Source organism: Obesumbacterium proteus (genome assembly GCF_001586165.1).
Lineage (GTDB): Bacteria > Pseudomonadota > Gammaproteobacteria > Enterobacterales > Enterobacteriaceae > Hafnia > Hafnia protea.
The window spans coordinates 320,039-335,547 of record NZ_CP014608.1; the positions used below are offsets into that span (position 1 = coordinate 320,039).

General features: G+C 49.4%; 6 protein-coding genes, 2 tRNA genes and 4 rRNA genes. 5 read left to right on the forward strand and 7 right to left on the reverse strand.

Going from position 1 to position 15,509, the window contains the following annotated elements:
• Window positions 1-54 precede the first annotated feature (54 nt).
• Both tolC and dhaR read left to right on the forward strand, forming a co-directional pair.
• Complete coding sequence (gene tolC, locus DSM2777_RS01605; RefSeq protein WP_061553010.1) at window positions 55-1,551, forward strand: outer membrane channel protein TolC; 1,497 nt, start codon at window positions 55-57, stop codon at window positions 1,549-1,551.
• 215 nt (window positions 1,552-1,766) lie between these two features.
• The gene (dhaR, locus tag DSM2777_RS01610) at window positions 1,767-3,656 is read left to right on the forward strand and encodes a dihydroxyacetone kinase operon transcriptional regulator DhaR (RefSeq protein WP_061555303.1); all 1,890 of its coding nucleotides are present in this window, start codon (window positions 1,767-1,769) and stop codon (window positions 3,654-3,656) included.
• Window positions 3,657-3,784: 128 nt separating this feature from the next.
• Here dhaR and gltP read toward each other — a convergent pair whose 3' ends face one another.
• A complete protein-coding gene (gene gltP, locus DSM2777_RS01615) occupies window positions 3,785-5,089 on the reverse strand; it encodes a glutamate/aspartate:proton symporter GltP (protein WP_061553011.1) in 1,305 nt (434 codons plus the stop codon).
• Between the two features lie 738 nt (window positions 5,090-5,827).
• Between gltP and acs the strand changes: the two genes are divergently transcribed.
• The 3 genes from acs to actP all read left to right on the forward strand — a co-directional run bounded on the left by acs (window position 5,828) and on the right by actP (window position 9,877).
• Entirely contained in the window at window positions 5,828-7,786 is a 1,959-nt protein-coding gene (gene acs / locus DSM2777_RS01620) for an acetate--CoA ligase (protein WP_046457532.1), read from the forward strand.
• A 124-nt stretch (window positions 7,787-7,910) separates the two neighbouring features.
• Window positions 7,911-8,222 (forward strand): DUF485 domain-containing protein, encoded by a 312-nt coding sequence (locus DSM2777_RS01625; RefSeq protein WP_061553012.1) that lies wholly within the window; start codon window positions 7,911-7,913, stop codon window positions 8,220-8,222.
• Window positions 8,219-9,877: a cation/acetate symporter ActP gene (actP, locus tag DSM2777_RS01630; RefSeq protein WP_061553013.1), complete on the forward strand. Its 1,659-nt coding sequence runs from the start codon at window positions 8,219-8,221 to the stop codon at window positions 9,875-9,877. The genes DSM2777_RS01625 and actP overlap by 4 nt, the downstream gene beginning before the upstream one ends.
• Window positions 9,878-10,010: 133 nt before the next feature.
• On the opposite strand, the gene rrf (DSM2777_RS01635) is transcribed toward actP, so the two are convergent.
• From rrf (DSM2777_RS01635) to DSM2777_RS01660, 6 genes are all read right to left on the reverse strand, one after another.
• Window positions 10,011-10,126 (reverse strand): 5S ribosomal RNA (rrf, locus tag DSM2777_RS01635).
• 39 nt (window positions 10,127-10,165) lie between these two features.
• Window positions 10,166-10,241, reverse strand: a tRNA-Thr gene (locus tag DSM2777_RS01640).
• Between the two features lie 14 nt (window positions 10,242-10,255).
• Window positions 10,256-10,371 (reverse strand): 5S ribosomal RNA (gene rrf, locus DSM2777_RS01645).
• 120 nt (window positions 10,372-10,491) lie between these two features.
• Window positions 10,492-13,400, reverse strand: a 23S ribosomal RNA gene (locus DSM2777_RS01650).
• Between the two features lie 262 nt (window positions 13,401-13,662).
• Window positions 13,663-13,738: transfer RNA gene (locus DSM2777_RS01655), tRNA-Glu, on the reverse strand.
• Window positions 13,739-13,876: 138 nt separating this feature from the next.
• Window positions 13,877-15,419 (reverse strand): 16S ribosomal RNA (locus tag DSM2777_RS01660).
• Together the 16S, 23S and 5S rRNA genes with 2 tRNA genes alongside form the textbook arrangement of a ribosomal RNA operon.
• Window positions 15,420-15,509 lie beyond the last annotated feature (90 nt).

Genomic DNA, 15,509 nt, shown 5'->3' on the forward strand with positions numbered 1-15,509 from the left:
TATGACTTTAGTCAGCGTTACAATAGCAACTTTGCTGCACAACAAGGAATGCAAATGAAGAAACTGCTCCCCCTTCTTATTGGCCTGAGCCTTGGTGGCTTTACCACGTTAAGCCATGCAGAAAACCTGCTGCAGGTATATCAGCAAGCCAAGGAAAGCAACCCAGATCTGCGTAAAGCTGCGGCAGATCGTGATGTGGCTTTTGAGAAGATTAATGAATCCCGCAGCCCGCTGTTACCTCAGCTCGGCTTGGGCGCAGACTATACCTATACCAATGGGATGCGTGATAACGACAGCTTGAACTCCAATAATTACGGCGCGTCGCTACAGCTGACCCAAACTATTTTTGATATGTCTAAATGGCGTCAGCTCTCTTTGACTGAAAAACAGGCGGGTATTCAAGACGTCTCTTATCAGTCTTCAGAACAGACTTTGATGCTGAACTCTGCGACTGCTTACTTCAACGTATTGCGTGCGATTGACGCGCTGTCTTACATTGAAGCAAACAAAGAAGCGATTTATCGTCAGTTAGACCAAACCACCCAGCGTTTTAACGTAGGTCTGGTTGCTATCACCGACGTGCAGAACGCCCGCGCTCAATACGATCTCGTTTTAGCTAACGAAGTCACCGCGCGCAACGATCTGGATAACTCTCTGGAAGCACTGCGTCAGATTACTGGTCAGTACTACGGTCAGTTGGATTCTCTGAACGTCGATCGCTTCACCACCACCAAGCCAGATAACGTCAACAGCCTGCTGCAAGAAGCTGAAAAACGTAACCTGTCATTATTGAGTGCTCGTTTGAGCCAAGACTTGGCGCGTGAACAGATTAAATACGCACAGACAGGTTATATGCCAACGCTGGATCTGACCGCATCTTCTGGCGTGAGCAACACAGATTACAACAGCTTGTCCAATAGCCAAAAAGCCCAGAACTCAAACGGCGCTAGCAGCTATCAGGGCCAGAACACCATTGGTTTGCAGTTTAATCTGCCGTTGTACTCTGGCGGAGCGACTAACTCTCAGGTTCAACAAGCGCAATACAACTTTGTTGGCGCCAGTGAATCTCTGGAAAGCGCACACCGTAGCGTAGTTCAAAACGTTCGTTCTTCCTTTAACAACATCTCTGCGTCTATCAGCGGTGTTGAAGCTTATCGTCAGGCTGTGATTTCTGCGCAAAGCTCTTTGGAAGCAACCGAGGCGGGTTATCAGGTGGGGACTCGTACCATCGTTGACGTGCTGAACGCGACCACTACGCTGTACAGCGCCAAAGAAAGCCTGTCTAACGCACGTTATGATTATCTGATCAGCCAGCTCAATATTAAATATGCATTGGGTACGCTGAACCAGAACGATCTGATGGCCTTAAACGGCGGTCTGACCAAGCCTGTCTCTACCACGCCGGACATCATTGCTCCGCAGGGTAAAACTCAAGCAGCGCAGGTTAACAGCGATTACAACACAACCGCTTCAGCCCCAGTGGCTCAACCGGCTTCAGCATCAACCACAACATCTAGCAGCAGCAAAGGCAAAAACCCTTTCCGCAACTAATGTTAGACGTTTGATGTTGTTAATCAGAAGGGCGGATTTCCGCCCTTCTGTTTTTTTGTGCCATAAGCCCCTGCGAGCATCTAGCTCACGGAATTAATTCCCCTTTCTCGCTTTAATAGCTGCATATCTTTAATTGATGGATTTTATTAGTGCAGCTAGATACTTCTCTCGACCGTTGGATCTATTTCTTCTCTCACGGCAATCTGCCAGAGACAATGCGTCCTGCACAGCCCATTTATCAATCATGGATCCGCTGCCAAAAACTGATGCAGCCGATGCCGTGGAAGATGCCACATCGTGCCGCAGGCGCAACGTTACGCTCTATTTGCCAACGTAAAAACGACCTACTGGTTTTAGGACAGGCTGCGCTAGAAGACGCCTACGAATATATGGAGTCTCGTCCCTGCGTTTTGCAGATCCTAGACGAAAGCAGCTGTTTGCTTTGGCAATGTGGTCATATAAAAACGCGCATGGCTCTCGCTGAGCTTGGGTTTGATATCGGCAGTTATTGGGCAGAAGGGCACATCGGCACCAACGCCCCCGCCTTAGCAATGCGCGACGGAAACCCAGTGCAGGTTCACGGTGACGAACATTTTAAGCAAGCCTTACGTGCTTGGCACTGCTGCGCAACGCCGGTCTACGACAACAGTGGTCGGCAAAGAGCGGTGATTGTCATCGCATGCCTGAATCATGACTATGCCGCCAGCGATTTGCCTTTAACATTGGCGATTGCCCGCGAGATCGGCAACTCACTGCACACCGATGCACTGCTCTCAGAAACTAATCGCCACCTTAACGAATTGTATGCTTTGCTCGACGGCGTGGAAGACGGCGTTTTAGCGTGGGATCACAACGGCTGCCTGCAATACCTTAACCATCGTGCCGCTGGCATCTTGCTCTTGGATGAGCAAAATAGCCTCGGCCGCCCACTTCCTTCATTGATAACGCTGCCTTCTCTGCTGCAACACGCCATTGAGCAACGCCTACCGCTCAACCATGTCGAGATGACGTTTGAAAGCCGTAAACAGTTCATCGCAACGCTGATAACCTTGAAACCCGTACCCGATGGCGAACACTGCGGATTCATTGCATTGCTGCATCCGCTGGATCAGCTACGGCGCTTGGTGAATCATCAGCTCGGCAAAGTCAGTCAAACCTTTGAGCAAATGCCTGCGGCATCGCTAGATATGCGGCGGTTACTGCGATATGGACGCCAAGCTGCACGGGGCCAGCACCCTATTTTGCTGCAGGGTGAGGAAGGCGTCGGTAAAGAGTTGTTAGCGCAGGCGATTCATAATGCCAGCGAACGGGCAAACGGCTCATACATCGCGATAAACTGCCAAACGCTGGTTGAAGGCCAATTTGCCAAAGAACTGCTCGGCAGCGATGCCACCGAAACCGATTCGGGTTTACCCAGCAAATTTGAGCTGGCAAACGGCGGCACACTGTATCTGGAGCAAATTGAATATTTGCCACCCGAAATGCAGTCAGCGCTGCTACAAATCATCAAAACCGGCGTTCTCATGCGACAGAACTCCAGCCGCGTGATTCCGGTCGACGTTCGAATCATTGCTGCAACCGGTGCTAATTTACCGCTGTTGGTAAAACAGGGGCGTTTTCGTCGTCAGCTGTTTTACACGCTGCAATCTTTCGAACTTCAGATCCCACCGCTTCGCCAGCGACAATCCGATATTCCTCTGCTGGTGACTCACCATTTGAATACGTTAGGCCAGCACTTTCATTGTCGCTATCACGTTGATGAAGCCGTTCTTTTACAGTTGCGTGATTACCCTTGGCCAGGGAACGATCAGGAATTAAAGGGTGTGGTTGAGCGCGCCGCGATGATTTGTCAGCACAACCATATCCGCATGGCGGATTTACCTGAGCATTTGATGACGGAAAAGTTAGCGGTTGAACCCGAAAGTCAGTTGCTGATGCCGGTGATGTCACTGCAAGATGCCGAGCGTCAGGCAATTATCCGAGCAGCGCACGCCGCACAGGGTAAACCACATGATATGGCGAGAATGCTGGGGATTGGACGCACTACGTTATGGCGCAAACTGAAACAGTATCAGTTGGAGATGGAACAGTTTAAGAATGAGTGATGTGGTCAGGTTAAGACCCCCACCCAGCCTCCCCCTTTGCAGGGGGAGGGGCAGATCGAGCACATTCTTAAACCTGTGAACTGTTTGCTCTGCACTCGGTAAGGAGAGAAGCAGAGCGAGTATAGTGTTTAGGCTTGTTCAGCTTTCACCAGCATATTTGCTTCATAATCCTTGGCTTTCTTACGATCGAACTGATGTTCCCATTTGGCAATGACCAGAACCGCTAAGGCATTACCCACCACGTTTAACGCAGTACGGGCCATATCCAAAATACGGTCAACACCGGCAATGAACGCCAAACCTTCTAGCGGGATACCCACGCTGCCGAGCGTAGCCAATAGCACTACGAACGACACGCCAGGCACACCAGCAATACCTTTAGAGGTGACCATCAGCGTCAGTACTAATACGATCTCTTGGCCGATAGACAAATCAATGCCGTATAGCTGAGCAATGAAAATAGCCGCAATACTTTGATAAAGCGTAGAGCCATCCAGATTAAATGAATAACCGGTCGGTACCACAAAACTAGTAATAGATTTTGGTGCGCCGTAGGCTTCCATCTTCTCAATAATTCGCGGCAATACCGTTTCAGAACTGGCGGTGGAATAAGCCAAAATCAGCTCATCTTTGAGGATCTTAATTAAGGTCCAGATGCTGAGCTTACACAGCTTGGCGACCGAGCCCAAAACGACTAATGCGAAGAAGATAATCGCAAAGTAAACCAGCACAACCAGCTTGGCGAGCGGGACTAAAGACGCAAAGCCAAAGTTCGCTACGGTTACGGAAATCAGGCCAAATACCCCGATAGGCGCGTAGCGCATAATCATATGGGTCACTTTAAACATGCTTTCCGAAACGGCTTTAAACACCTTCAGCAGTGGCTCTTTGGTCTCTTTTGGCAATGAAGACAAACCCAGACCAAACAGTACGGAAAAGAAGATGATAGGCAAAATATCGCCTTTGGCCATCGACGCAAACAGGTTAGAAGGGATCAGCGCCAGAATGGTCGACACCAAACTGTGTGAGCCGCTTTGCACCTGTTCAGTGGTCTTTTCGTATTGCGAAATGTCGACGGTGGCCAGCGTTGACATATCAATGCCGTGCCCCGGTTGGAAGACGTTTGCCAGCGTAATCCCCACGATAATCGCCACCGTGGTGATCACTTCAAAGTAAATAATGGTTTTAAGACCGATACGGCCCAGCTTTTTGGCGTCACCAACGCCAGCGATACCCACGATAAGTGTCGAAATCACTATCGGGATAACAATCATCTTGATCAAACGAATAAAGATATCACCAGCAGGACTCAGAATATTATTCACTAGCCAAACGCGAGATTCTTCCTGATTGTGCAAAACAGCGCCAACAATAATACCCAAAATTAATGCAGCGACGATTTGCCAAGCGAGCGTAAACTTAAATTTTTTCATTCCCGAAAATGTTCCTCAATTATAATAGAGCCTACTCAGCTTCTTATATTTATCTGCAGATGTAGTTTTATAGTCTAAAGGATTTACCTCATTCCTATCACGACCTGTCCAACCGTGACCTATATTCTGTACCATTTTGCACGGGCTTTCCGCAAGCCAATATTAGATCGGAATGTACGCTGAAACCGCGCTGAGAGTGGCTCACGCCAAAATAGAATTACAAATAACCATTTGTTATAAAAGAAAATATTTACTTAATAAAACACAAAACACGCGTGCATATCCGTGCGATTAATTATGCATGCGTTTTGGTATAATTTTGAGCTGAAACGAATAATTAGTCGATAGATAGCGAGATATTATGCACCATCATGGTGCATGTATAGATATATTCCTACCTCATTATCTTTATGATGGAGAAAAAATAATCTCATTACCCTCCATTTTCTATTCTCTGATTATTCTAATAATAGATTTTTCTCTTTATTTTCTTCTGTATCGATTATTAGCCGATATATTGTTACTCCACGTAATTTCATTCATTTTCTTATAATTTACCCCCACTCAATTTACTCATCTTAGATGAGCAAATACTAAGCCCACTCTTCTCGTTATCGCCTTGCTAGATATCAATATTTTTATTGCGTGATCAATCGCGCAAAAAAGACACAAATAGAGCGCGCAAAACAGATTTAACCTTATATTGACATAATATTAACATCCGCAAGGAGGATAACGATGAGCCAGATCCATAAACATTCGATTCCTGCAAACATTGCAGAACATACCCTGATTAACCCACAGATGTACCGTGAACTCTATCAACGCTCGGTTACCGACCCCGACGGTTTTTGGGCCGAGTACGGAAAAATTGTTGATTGGATGAAGCCCTATAGCAAAGTAAAAAATACTTCATTCGATCCTGGTCATGTCAGCATTCGCTGGTTTGAAGACGGCACCTTGAACTTGGCAGCGAACTGCCTCGATCGCCACCTAGAAGAACGTGGAAACCAAACGGCGATCATCTGGGAAGGTGATAACCCACAGGAAAGCAAAACCGTTACCTATCGCGAACTGCATCACGATGTTTGTCGTTTCGGCAACGTGCTGAAAAAGCTCGGCGTGAAAAAAGGCGATGTGGTCGCCATCTATATGCCAATGGTGGTTGAAGCGGCGGTGGCGATGCTGGCCTGCGCACGTATCGGCGCCATTCATTCCGTCATTTTTGGTGGTTTCTCTCCCGAAGCCGTCGCAGGACGCATTATCGATTCCAACTCAAAAGTGGTGATTACCGCTGATGAAGGACTGCGCGCTGGGCGCCCGATTCCACTCAAGAAAAACGTCGACGACGCACTGAAAAACCCAAATGTTAAAAGCGTTGAACACGTAGTGGTCTTCAAACGCACTGGCAAACAGGGCGAATGGAATCCAGAGCGCGATCTCTGGTGGCATGATCTGATTGAGCAGGTCGATGCTAACTGTCCAGCCGAAGAAATGAATGCCGAAGATCCGCTATTCATTCTATATACCTCAGGTTCAACCGGTAAGCCTAAGGGCGTGCTGCATACCACCGGTGGCTATTTGGTTTATGCCGCAACCACGTTCAAATATGTCTTTGACTATCATCCTGGCGATATCTATTGGTGCACCGCCGACGTGGGTTGGGTTACAGGCCATAGCTATCTGCTGTACGGTCCGCTGGCGAACGGCGCAATTACGCTGATGTTTGAAGGTGTGCCTAACTATCCTGGCGTAAACCGCTTATCGCAGGTTGTAGATAAGCATCAGGTAAACATTCTATACACCGCACCGACGGCCATTCGTGCATTGATGGCAGAAGGTGACAAAGCGACCGAAGGCACGCAGCGCACCTCTTTGCGCATCATGGGGTCAGTGGGCGAACCTATCAATCCAGAAGCATGGGAATGGTATTTCAACAAAATCGGTAACGGTAAGTGCCCAATTATGGACACTTGGTGGCAGACCGAAACCGGTGGTTTCATGATCACACCATTGCCGGGAGCTACCGAGCTTAAAGCAGGCTCAGCAACGCTGCCTTTCTTTGGTGTACAACCCGCGTTGGTGGATAACAGCGGCGTGCCGCAAGAGGGTGCCTGCGAAGGCAATCTGGTGATGGTTGACTCATGGCCGGGTCAGGCTCGCACACTATTCGGCGATCACGACCGCTATGAGCAAACCTACTTCTCTACCTTTAAAGGCATGTATTTCAGCGGTGACGGCGCACGTCGAGATGAAGACGGGTATTACTGGATCACCGGACGTGTCGATGACGTTCTTAACGTTTCAGGGCACCGCTTGGGAACGGCTGAAATTGAGTCTGCGCTTGTCTCGCATCCAAAGATCGCAGAAGCCGCGGTGGTCGGCGTTCCGCATAACATTAAAGGACAGGCGATCTACGCTTACATCACGCTCAATCACGGGGAAGAGCCAACGCCAGAGCTCTATACCGAAGTACGCAACTGGGTGCGTAAAGAGATTGGCCCGATAGCCACACCGGATATTTTGCACTGGACCGATGCACTACCTAAAACCCGTTCAGGGAAAATTATGCGCCGCATTCTACGCAAGATTGCAGCCGGTGATACCAGCAACTTGGGGGATACCTCAACGCTGGCCGATCCGGGCGTTGTCGAGAAGTTGTTAGAAGAAAAACAATCAATGGAAGTTTCATCTTAATTAGTCATATGACCTGTCGCCGCCTGAGCGCGGCAATGAGTTGACTTCATGGGCATACCCCCTCAAAAGGTTATGCCCACGGGGCAGCTTTTATTCAATCAATGCCTTACTAGGAGTCGCTCTGATGAATGATGCCATTTATCAAAGGATTGAAAATAACCCGCGCTTCAAGGAACTGGTGCAAAAACGTGAAAGATTCGCTTGGACGCTTTCATGGATAATGATGATCCTGTATTTCGGCTTTATTCTCCTCATCGCTTTTGCGCCCGGTTGGCTAGGGACACCGATATCCGAAGGTTCTAGCGTAACGCGCGGGATCCCCATCGGCATAGGCTTGATTGTGGTTTCATTCCTACTAACCGGTGTCTATGTTATTCGGGCAAACGGCGAGTTTGATCGTCTCAACCATCAAGTCTTGCAGGAGATTGAGCAATGAAATCTCGCCTTTTAACCCTGTTATCCCTAGCTGTACTGCCTTTTTCCAGTCATGCTGCTGATGCTATTACAGGCGCCGTGGAAAGACAGCCGCTAAACATTCAAGCCATCATCATGTTTGTGATATTCGTTGGCGCGACGCTCTACATCACCTATTGGGCCTCCAAACGTACTCGTTCGCGTAAGGATTATTACACCGCAGGTGGCAATATTACTGGTCTGCAAAATGGTCTAGCCATGGCGGGAGACTTCATGTCAGCCGCATCGTTCTTAGGTATTTCTGCACTGGTTTATACCTCTGGCTATGACGGACTGATTTACTCTTTAGGCTTTTTGGTTGGCTGGCCAATCATGCTGTTTCTGGTTGCAGAGCGCCTGCGTAATTTAGGCCGTTATACCTTTGCCGATGTGGCTTCGTATCGTCTTAAACAAAAACCAATTCGAACGCTCTCAGCCTGCGGATCGTTAGTGGTCGTTGCCTTGTATTTGATTGCCCAGATGGTGGGCGCAGGAAAGCTTATCGAGCTGCTGTTTGGCCTGAACTATCATGTTGCCGTCGTTTTAGTCGGTGTACTTATGGTGATGTATGTCCTCTTTGGCGGCATGCTGGCAACCACATGGGTGCAAATCATTAAAGCCGTGCTGCTGCTGGCTGGCGCATCGTTCATGGCTATCATGGTGATGAAATCTGTCGGTTTCAGCTTCAACACCCTGTTCAATCAAGCGATGGAAGTTAATCCAAAAGGCCCTGCGATTATGCGTCCTGGTGGGTTGGTTTCAGACCCTATCAGCGCATTATCTCTCGGCTTAGCCCTGATGTTTGGTACCGCAGGTTTGCCTCATATTCTGATGCGCTTCTTTACCGTTAGCGATGCAAAAGAAGCACGTAAGAGCGTGTTCTATGCCACCGGTTTTATGGGGTACTTCTATTTCCTAACCTTCATCATCGGTTTTGGCGCTATCGTACTCGTTGGTTCAAACCCTGCCTTTAAAGACGCCGCTGGCGCACTGATCGGCGGCACCAACATGGCAGCGGTTCACTTAGCCGATGCAGTAGGAGGAAGTTTCTTCCTTGGCTTCATTTCTGCCGTCGCCTTCGCCACTATTCTTGCTGTGGTTGCAGGACTAACGTTAGCTGGGGCATCTGCGGTATCTCACGATCTGTATGCCAACGTATTTAAACAAGGCAAAGCAACAGAGCGTGATGAGCTAAAGGTATCGAAAATCACCGTACTGGTTCTTGGGCTTGTCGCTATTGGTTTAGGTATTTTGTTCGAGAATCAAAACATCGCCTTCATGGTCGGCTTAGCATTCTCTATTGCCGCCAGCTGTAACTTCCCAATACTGATTCTCTCTATGTACTGGTCAAAGTTAACAACAAGAGGAGCGATGGTCGGTGGCTGGTTAGGTCTGTTGACCGCGGTGATACTGATGATTTTAGGCCCAACGATTTGGGTCAAAGTCCTCGGCCATGCTGCGCCAATCTATCCCTATGAATATCCGGCGCTCTTCTCCATGGCCGCTGCTTTTATTGGCACATGGCTATTTTCTATCACGGATAATTCAGAAGCCGCAGTGCAAGAACGTGGACGTTTCTACTCACAGTTTGTGCGCTCACAAACGGGAGTTGGGATCTCACAGGGAACTTCACACTAGTTTCTAAGCCTAGAAACACAAAAAGCCATCCTTTGGGATGGCTTTTTTAATGTCTTCATACAAACTTTGAATAGCAGATTCCCCATAGCAAAAAACCCCAGTCTTTCGACTGAGGTTCTTTACTTTATTTAAAGTCTGGCAGTTCCCTACTCTCGCATGGGGAGACCCCACACTACCATCGGCGCTACGGCGTTTCACTTCTGAGTTCGGCATGGGGTCAGGTGGGACCACCGCGCTGTTGCCGCCAGACAAATTCTTTTTAAGCCGAACATTAACCACTAATTAGAGTGGTGCTGATACCCAGAGTCGAACTGGGGACCTCACCCTTACCAAGGGTGCGCTCTACCAACTGAGCCATATCAGCACAACTAATTTGGAGCCTGGCAGTTCCCTACTCTCGCATGGGGAGACCCCACACTACCATCGGCGCTACGGCGTTTCACTTCTGAGTTCGGCATGGGGTCAGGTGGGACCACCGCGCTATCGCCGCCAGGCATATTCTGTTAATTAACCCGTGCTCCGTATCTCTACAGCTCACCAGTCAATCCAATCTGTTCAACAAGCCTACTCTTTGAGTTTCGCGTCTCTGCGTCTTAAAACACCTTGGGTGTTGTAAGGTTAAGCCTCACGGATCATTAGTACTGGTTAGCTCAACGTATCGCTACGCTTACACACCCAGCCTATCAACGTCTTAGTCTTAAACGTTCCTTTAGGAGACTCAAGGTCTCAGGGAAGACTCATCTCGAGGCAAGTTTCGCGCTTAGATGCTTTCAGCGCTTATCTTTTCCGCATTTAGCTACCGGGCAATGCCATTGGCATGACAACCCGAACACCAGTGATGCGTCCACTCCGGTCCTCTCGTACTAGGAGCAGCCCCTCTCAATCTTCCAACGCCCACGGCAGATAGGGACCGAACTGTCTCACGACGTTCTAAACCCAGCTCGCGTACCACTTTAAATGGCGAACAGCCATACCCTTGGGACCTACTTCAGCCCCAGGATGTGATGAGCCGACATCGAGGTGCCAAACACCGCCGTCGATATGAACTCTTGGGCGGTATCAGCCTGTTATCCCCGGAGTACCTTTTATCCGTTGAGCGATGGCCCTTCCATTCAGAACCACCGGATCACTATGACCTACTTTCGTACCTGCTCGAGCCGTCACTCTCGCAGTCAAGCTAGCTTATGCCATTGCACTAACCTCACGATGTCCGACCGTGATTAGCTAACCTTCGTGCTCCTCCGTTACTCTTTAGGAGGAGACCGCCCCAGTCAAACTACCCACCAGACACTGTCCTCAATCCCGATTAGGGACCGGAGTTAGAACATCAAACATTAAAGGGTGGTATTTCAAGGTTGGCTCCATGCAGACTGGCGTCCACACTTCAAAGCCTCCCACCTATCCTACACATCAAGGCTCAATGTTCAGTGTCAAGCTATAGTAAAGGTTCACGGGGTCTTTCCGTCTTGCCGCGGGTACACTGCATCTTCACAGCGAGTTCAATTTCACTGAGTCTCGGGTGGAGACAGCCTGGCCATCATTACGCCATTCGTGCAGGTCGGAACTTACCCGACAAGGAATTTCGCTACCTTAGGACCGTTATAGTTACGGCCGCCGTTTACTGGGGCTTCGATCAAGAGCTTCGCCTTGCGGCTGACCCCATCAATTAACCTTCCAGCACCGGGCAGGCGTCACACCGTATACGTCCACTTTCGTGTTTGCACAGTGCTGTGTTTTTATTAAACAGTTGCAGCCAGCTGGTATCTTCGACTGGCTTCAGCTCCATCCGCAAGGGACTTCACCTACGCGCCAGCGTGCCTTCTCCCGAAGTTACGGCACCATTTTGCCTAGTTCCTTCACCCGAGTTCTCTCAAGCGCCTTGGTATTCTCTACCTGACCACCTGTGTCGGTTTGGGGTACGATTCAATGTTACCTAGAGCTTAGAGGCTTTTCCTGGAAGCTTGGCATCAACTACTTCATCACCGTAGTGACTCGTCATCACGCCTCAGGGTTAATAAAAGCGCGGATTTACCAACGCTTTCCCCCTACACGCTTAAACCGGGACAACCGTCGCCCGGATAGCCTAGCCTTCTCCGTCCCCCCTTCGCAGTAACACCGAGTACAGGAATATTAACCTGTTTCCCATCGACTACGCCTTTCGGCCTCGCCTTAGGGGTCGACTCACCCTGCCCCGATTAACGTTGGACAGGAACCCTTGGTCTTCCGGCGAGCGGGTTTTTCACCCGCTTTATCGTTACTTATGTCAGCATTCGCACTTCTGATACCTCCAGCAACCCTCACAGGCCACCTTCAACGGCTTACAGAACGCTCCCCTACCCAACAACACCTAAGTGTCGCTGCCGCAGCTTCGGTGCATAGTTTAGCCCCGTTACATCTTCCGCGCAGGCCGACTCGACCAGTGAGCTATTACGCTTTCTTTAAATGATGGCTGCTTCTAAGCCAACATCCTGGCTGTCTATGCCTTCCCACATCGTTTCCCACTTAACTATGACTTTGGGACCTTAGCTGGCGGTCTGGGTTGTTTCCCTCTTCACGACGGACGTTAGCACCCGCCGTGTGTCTCCCGTGATAACATTCTTCGGTATTCGTAGTTTGCATCGAGTTGGTAAGTCAGGATGACCCCCTAGTCGAAACAGTGCTCTACCCCCGAAGATGAGTTCACGAGGCGCTACCTAAATAGCTTTCGGGGAGAACCAGCTATCTCCCGGTTTGATTGGCCTTTCACCCCCAGCCACAAGTCATCCGCTAATTTTTCAACATTAGTCGGTTCGGTCCTCCAGTTAGTGTTACCCAACCTTCAACCTGCCCATGGCTAGATCACCGGGTTTCGGGTCTATACCTTGCAACTTGACGCCCAGTTAAGACTCGGTTTCCCTACGGCTCCCCTATTCGGTTAACCTTGCTACAAAATATAAGTCGCTGACCCATTATACAAAAGGTACGCAGTCACCCCATAAAAGAGGCTCCCACTGCTTGTACGTACACGGTTTCAGGTTCTATTTCACTCCCCTCGCCGGGGTTCTTTTCGCCTTTCCCTCACGGTACTGGTTCACTATCGGTCAGTCAGGAGTATTTAGCCTTGGAGGATGGTCCCCCCATATTCAGACAGGATGTCACGTGTCCCGCCCTACTCATCGAACTCACAACATATGCATTTTCAAGTACGGGGCTATCACCCTGTATCGCCGGACTTTCCAGACCGTTCCTCTGACACATACGCTGATTAAGGTTCTGGGCTGTTCCCCGTTCGCTCGCCGCTACTAGGGGAATCTCGGTTGATTTCTTTTCCTCAGGGTACTTAGATGTTTCAGTTCCCCTGGTTCACTTCGTTAAGCTATGTATTCACTTAACGATAGTGCAACGAATTGCACTGGGTTTCCCCATTCGGAAATCGTCGGCTATAACGCTTCATATCAGCTTACCGACGCTTATCGCAGATTAGCACGTCCTTCATCGCCTCTGACTGCCTAGGCATCCACCGTGTACGCTTAGTCACTTAACCTCACAACCCGAAGGTGTCTCTTAATGAACACGGTTACGAACCGGTTCAAGACAGCATTCAAGATTGCAAAAAATTGAGAGACTGCTTAATGCTAACTGTGTCAGTGTTTGACCGAAGTCATTCTCACAGTTGCTTAAGCTTTCAAATTTCAGCTTGTTCCAGATTGTTAAAGAGCAATATCTTAAACACGACTCGTTAGAATCATCTTTAAGATTTTTCGTTCATCAGAACGGGTGATAATGTCTTTCACTCATTATCGGAATGGCGTCCCCAAGGGGATTCGAACCCCTGTTACAGCCGTGAAAGGGCAGTGTCCTAGGCCTCTAGACGATGGGGACACGAAAATACCGACAAAGCTTTCACTTTCTCGTTTCGTATCAGCATGAGTCTTAAAACTCACAACATCAACAGGTGCTCTTGCTCATTAATTTCATCAGACAATCTGTGTGGACACTGCACTTAACGCTATCTTTAGGTAAGGAGGTGATCCAACCGCAGGTTCCCCTACGGTTACCTTGTTACGACTTCACCCCAGTCATGAATCACAAAGTGGTAAGCGCCCTCCCGAAGGTTAAGCTACCTACTTCTTTTGCAACCCACTCCCATGGTGTGACGGGCGGTGTGTACAAGGCCCGGGAACGTATTCACCGTAGCATTCTGATCTACGATTACTAGCGATTCCGACTTCATGGAGTCGAGTTGCAGACTCCAATCCGGACTACGACATACTTTATGAGGTCCGCTTGCTCTCGCGAGTTCGCTTCTCTTTGTATATGCCATTGTAGCACGTGTGTAGCCCTACTCGTAAGGGCCATGATGACTTGACGTCATCCCCACCTTCCTCCGGTTTATCACCGGCAGTCTCCTTTGAGTTCCCACCATTACGTGCTGGCAACAAAGGATAAGGGTTGCGCTCGTTGCGGGACTTAACCCAACATTTCACAACACGAGCTGACGACAGCCATGCAGCACCTGTCTCAGAGTTCCCGAAGGCACTAAAGCATCTCTGCTAAATTCTCTGGATGTCAAGAGTAGGTAAGGTTCTTCGCGTTGCATCGAATTAAACCACATGCTCCACCGCTTGTGCGGGCCCCCGTCAATTCATTTGAGTTTTAACCTTGCGGCCGTACTCCCCAGGCGGTCGACTTAACGCGTTAGCTCCGGAAGCCACGCCTCAAGGGCACAACCTCCAAGTCGACATCGTTTACAGCGTGGACTACCAGGGTATCTAATCCTGTTTGCTCCCCACGCTTTCGCACCTGAGCGTCAGTCTTTGTCCAGGGGGCCGCCTTCGCCACCGGTATTCCTCCAGATCTCTACGCATTTCACCGCTACACCTGGAATTCTACCCCCCTCTACAAGACTCTAGCTGACCAGTTTCAAATGCAGTTCCCAAGTTAAGCTCGGGGATTTCACATCTGACTTAATCAACCGCCTGCGTGCGCTTTACGCCCAGTAATTCCGATTAACGCTTGCACCCTCCGTATTACCGCGGCTGCTGGCACGGAGTTAGCCGGTGCTTCTTCTGCGAGTAACGTCAATCACTGCGGTTATTAACCACAATGCCTTCCTCCTCGCTGAAAGTACTTTACAACCCGAAGGCCTTCTTCATACACGCGGCATGGCTGCATCAGGCTTGCGCCCATTGTGCAATATTCCCCACTGCTGCCTCCCGTAGGAGTCTGGACCGTGTCTCAGTTCCAGTGTGGCTGGTCATCCTCTCAGACCAGCTAGAGATCGTCGCCTAGGTGAGCCATTACCCCACCTACTAGCTAATCCCATCTGGGCACATCTGATGGCGTGAGGCCCGAAGGTCCCCCACTTTGGTCCGAAGACGTCATGCGGTATTAGCTACCGTTTCCAGTAGTTATCCCCCTCCATCAGGCAGTTTCCCAGACATTACTCACCCGTCCGCCGCTCGTCACCCAGAGAGCAAGCTCTCTTGTGCTACCGCTCGACTTGCATGTGTTAGGCCTGCCGCCAGCGTTCAATCTGAGCCATGATCAAACTCTTCAATTAAAAGCTTGATTTGCTTAAACAAGTTAAGCGATGCTCGAAAATTAACTTTCGTAATAATTCAACTAAATGAATTACTGCTTGGTCACTCTT

Bases quoted from the DNA above. Each gene is read 5' to 3' on its own strand.
- dhaR (WP_061555303.1), top strand. From the start codon at position 1,767: ATGCGTCCTGCACAGCCCATTTATCAATCATGGATCCGCTGCCAAAAA.
- acs (WP_046457532.1), top strand. From the start codon at position 5,828: ATGAGCCAGATCCATAAACATTCGATTCCTGCAAACATTGCAGAACAT.
- gltP (WP_061553011.1), bottom strand. From the start codon at position 5,089: ATGAAAAAATTTAAGTTTACGCTCGCTTGGCAAATCGTCGCTGCATTA.
- actP (WP_061553013.1), top strand. From the start codon at position 8,219: ATGAAATCTCGCCTTTTAACCCTGTTATCCCTAGCTGTACTGCCTTTT.
- tolC (WP_061553010.1), top strand. From the start codon at position 55: ATGAAGAAACTGCTCCCCCTTCTTATTGGCCTGAGCCTTGGTGGCTTT.
- DSM2777_RS01625 (WP_061553012.1), top strand. From the start codon at position 7,911: ATGAATGATGCCATTTATCAAAGGATTGAAAATAACCCGCGCTTCAAG.